The sequence below is a fragment of the Moorena sp. SIO4G3 genome (assembly GCF_010692305.1).
Taxonomy (GTDB): Bacteria; Cyanobacteriota; Cyanobacteriia; order Cyanobacteriales; family Coleofasciculaceae; genus Moorena; species Moorena producens_A.
In genome coordinates, this window is sequence record NZ_JAAHIG010000537.1 from 1 (window position 1) to 4,821 (window position 4,821).

A 4,821-nucleotide genomic window follows, 5' to 3' on the forward strand; every position below is an offset into this window, starting at 1 on the left:
TGTAGTATATTTGGTTGGTAGGTACCCGATCAGGCGTTCGCGTAGCGTGGCCTTTAGGCCATGGCTTGAGTACCTACTTCATTTTTCTGTGGACAGGCATGTGATTATTTCGAGTCTGGGGCTAACTGTTGCGCTACTGTTTTGGGGTCTTTATCTATTTCCTCTGTATCTGGATTGAGGTCGATGTCAGGTTTGAGTTTTTGCGCTTTTTTAAATTTTTTAACAGCATTCTTGAGATTTGGCTCTTTTTGTAAAATAGCCCGACCTTGTCTCACCATAAATTCTGCTTTGGTTTTATCTTCCCAACTGGCATGCTTAAGACAAGCTTCTCCTGCTTTATTATTTTTAGGTGCAACGAGGTCAGGATGAAATTGCAGCTGATCACATCCCTCTTTTAACCAATCTTTCCAATTTCCACCCCGCCACAACCGCACTGTTTTGTCCCAACTCCCACTGAGAATCTGTTTGCCATCTCGGCTGAAGGCGATATCAGTGACACGACTTGTATGACCTTCCAAGGTATGGAGAAGTTGACCCGATTCGGTATCCCACAACCGCACTGTTTTGTCCCAACTCCCACTGAGAATCTGTTTGCCATCTGGACTAAAGGCGATATCAGTGACAGGACTTGTATGACCTTCCAAGGTATGAAGACGTTGACCGGATTCGGTGTCCCACAAACACACTGTGTTGTCCTCACTCCCACTGAGAATCTGTTTGCCATCTGGACTAAAGGTGATATCTGAGATACGACGTGTATGACCTTGTAATGTATGGATTAGTTGACCGGATTCGGTGTCCCACAACCGCACTGTGTTGTCCAAACTCCCACTGAGAATCTTCTGACCATCTGGGCTAAAGGCGATCGCAGTGATAGAACCGGTATGACCTTCCAAGGTATGGAAAAGTTGACCCGATTCGGTATCCCACAAGCGCACTTTTTTGTCCCAACTCCCACTGAGAATCTTCTGACCATCTGGGCTAAAGGCGATCGCATTGACACTACTTGTATGACCTTCTAAGGTATGGAGCAGTTGACCGGATTGTGTGTCCCACAACCGCACTGTCTTGTCGTCACTGCCACTGAGAATCTTTTTCCCATCTCGGCTAAATGCGATCGCATGGACATAATCTGTATGACCTTCCAAGGTATGGATAGGTTTACCAGATTCGGTGTCCCACAACCGCACTGTGCCGTCCGAACTCCCACTGAGTATCTTATTGCCATCTCGGCTAAAGGCGATATCTGAGATACGACGTAGACGTATATGACCTTCCAAAGTATGGACCAAAGCATGGAGAAATTGACCGGATTCAGTGTCCCACAACCGCACTGTGCCGTCGTTACTCCCACTGAGAATCTTTTTCCCATCTGGACTAAAGGCGATATCAGTCACCTCTGTAGAACCTGGTAAGGTCTGGAGAAATTGACCGGAATCTATGTCCAATAACCTCAAGGTGTTGTCTAAACTCCCACTGAAAATCTGTTTGCCATCTCGACTAAAGGCGATCGCATGGACATAATCTTTATGACCTTCTAGTGTATGGAGAAGTTGACCCGATTCAGTATCCCACAAGCGCACTGTGCCGTCCGAACTCCCACTGATAATCTTTTTACCATCTCGACTAAAGGCGATCGCAGTGATAGAACTGGTATGACCTTCCAAAGTATTGAGAAGTTGACCGGATTCGGTGTCCCACAACCGCACTGTGTTGTCCCTACTGCCACTGAGAATCTTTTTGCCATCTCGGCTAAAGGCGATCGCATTGACACTACTTGTATGACCTTCTAGTGTATGGAGCAGTTGACCGGATTCTGTGTCCCACAACCGCACTGTGTTGTCGTCACTCCCACTGAGAATCTTTTTGCCATCTGGACTAAAGGCGATCGCAATTACAAAACCTGTAGGACCTTGGAAGGTATAGAGCAGTTGACCGGATTCTGTGTCCGACAACCTCAAGGTGTCGTGATCACCCCAAATGAGAATCTTTTTACCATCTGGACTAAAGGCGATCGCATTGACACTACTTGTATGACCTTCTAGTGTATGGAGAAGTTGACCCGATTCAGTATCCCACAAGCGCACTGTGTGGTCACCACCCCCACTGATAATCTTTTTGCCATCTCGGCTAAAGGCGATACCATTGACCCAACTTGTATGACCTTCTAGTTGATGGATTAGTTGACCGGTTTCTGTGTCCCACAACCGCACTGTCTTGTCGTGACTCCCACTGAGAATCTTTTTGCCATCTCGGCTAAAGGCGATACCATTGACCCAACTTGTATGACCTTCTAGTTGATGGATTAGTTGACCGGTTTCTGTGTCCCACAAACGCAAGGTGTTGTCAAAACTGCCACTGAGAATCTTTTTGCCATCTGAACTAAAGGCGATAGCAGTGACAAAACTTGTATGACCTTCTAGTGTATAGAGCAGTTGACCGGTTTCTGTGTCCCACAAACGCACTGTGTTGTCGTCACTCCCACTGAGAATCTTTTTGCCATCTGGGCTAAAAGCGATATCAGTGACAGAACCTGTATGACCTTGTAAAAGATTCCTTTCTCTAACCTTATCTAAAGCTGCCAATAAGCTAGAATTAACTTCATTGATCACTCTTGGTTGCAAGGATTTTTGGTGATCTTGAATTTTAGCGGTTGATTCAATAGCTTGGAGCAATTCTTCTGTAGTAGGTTTTAATGATAGAGAATACTTGATATTAGCAGCTTGTGCTAGTAAGTCTGAGTTAATTGCCCGTTTACGAGATTGTAAGCCAAAATAAGTCGATAACACTAAACCTGTACCTAACCCCAGCATAACTGCGATCGCAACACCCCAATTTCGACGAGTATTGATGCTTTTTTGCCTGACGCTACGCTGCACAAACTCAGCTTCTACTTGGTTCAGCCAGTTATCATCAGAATTGAGTACCTTTTTCAACAAATCAAGACGAGGGTTAGCATTCCAAAGAAACTTTGCCTGTTGCTGGCTTTTCCACTCCTGGGCTGCGGGAGTCAACCGCCGTTGTAAAAATAAATTTTCCTCCTCTTTTTGTTTCCACTCCAGCAACCTTTGCCAACCCCGCACCAAAGCATCATGGGCTGGTTCTACATCAGGATTCCCCTCACTATCAAGTCCTTTTACTAATAACCGTGCTGTGCTAAAACGCTCAATTACTTCCTTAACTAAATCATTTTTCTTGGGGGGATATTCTAATTCTGATAAAGGTACGCGCCTACGGGCTAACTCACCCCCACCTAGTGCCACCATCCGCAGCATGACATGACGGATTACTTGGTCATAAGCGGGATTTTCTTGAACTAGCAAATGATACTCCTGATCAGCCCTTTGAGTTAGCGATCGCATTACTCCCCCCAATTCCATATAATCTTCTTGAGTCAACGCCCGGTCAATAGTAATACCCCTGTATTGTGCCTCCCGTTGCCGCCTTAAATACTTGAGATACAGTTCACTCAAGGCAAAAGACAGTAGGGGTAATGCTCCGGGCATATCCGCCACTTCATCAATCAATTGTTCTACTAATTCGTGGGGTTGAACATACATTACCCGTGCTTGAGCCGGTTTTTCTATCGCTTCGTTGAGTTCCCCTCGTGTCATTGCCGGTACAATAAATCGTCCACTTTGCCAAAGATTTATCAGTACCGTAGTTCCCAATTGATTTAGTACTTCCGGTGCCAACTTTAAGCCCAAATCACAGATGTGGGGTTCAAAATCAGAACGTAGGGTTAATACTACCCGTAATTTATCCCCATGGGCATTTATGGCTGTGAGTATCTGTCGGAAAAACCCCTGACGCTCATCTAAGTTTTGACAGAGTGTAATAATTTCTTCGCTTTGGTCAATAAACAGTAATAACTTAGAGTTGGGGTTATTCTTCGCCCAAACATCAATGCTCATTGCCAGGTTATGCTGGGGGTTTTGTGGCTCAACCAAGGGTAACTTAGCTTCAGTCAGCACATTATTTAATGGTTCCAAGGGAGTCTCACCAGGACGGATGGGTAGCAAAATACACCATTTCTCAGTCTGAGATTGCCGTAGTTTGGGAATTAATCCTGCCTTTACCAAGCTAGATTTACCGGAACCGGAAGCACCCAACACCACTGTCAGGGGATGAGTTTTGACAAAATCCTGTAACTTTTCTACTAGTAATGTTCTACCGAAAAACAGTGAACTGTGTTTCTCCTCAAAGGAGTTTAAACCGCGATAGGGATTTTGTGATTGATCCAAAGGTGGTGCTGGTGGTAAATTAAGTTCATGTCCCGGAGAAAGAAAGATATATTCTCCCTTATCGTGCTTATTTAAACACCAAATACCAGGGGTTTGTCGTATCCGGCATTTTTCTGTGGGAATTTCGACTCTATCCCGTAAATATAAATATAATTCGGTGGCTGTAATTACCCCATCGACCGGCGGTTTACCATTTTTGGCGGGAGGATAGATATCTGCTGCCCCTTCCAGTGCTTCTAATAATGCCGCTGCAAAAGGGGAATGATTGCCGACTTGACCGCGTACGCTATCTAAATTAAAGTTATCTAAAGCCTTTTGGTCAGAAGCTGAAGAAGTAATGATTTGCCAGGCTGGGTCAGTAATAAAACGGTCGTATCGTTCTTGGTGAATTACTTCTGGCGATGTGAGTAAATCCCTAGTATTCGACCATTTAAAAGCACCAGCAAAACAGCAGTCGAGGATACCCAAGAAATGACGACAGGGTAATTGACTTAAAGCATCGTGTAACAAGGTCATGGGCAGATAACTATTAGTATCGCCGAGTAAAGCATCTTGAGGAATTAAGTAACCAGCCGGA

The 4,821-nt window shown here is 44.9% G+C and carries 1 protein-coding gene; it reads right to left on the reverse strand.

Annotated features, from left to right (window positions below):
- Nucleotides 1-104: 104 nt before the first annotated feature.
- On the reverse strand, nucleotides 105-4,760 hold the full coding sequence (locus F6J99_RS42155; protein WP_293122675.1) for a hypothetical protein: 4,656 nt from the start codon (nucleotides 4,758-4,760) through the stop codon (nucleotides 105-107).
- Nucleotides 4,761-4,821: the final 61 nt, after the last annotated feature.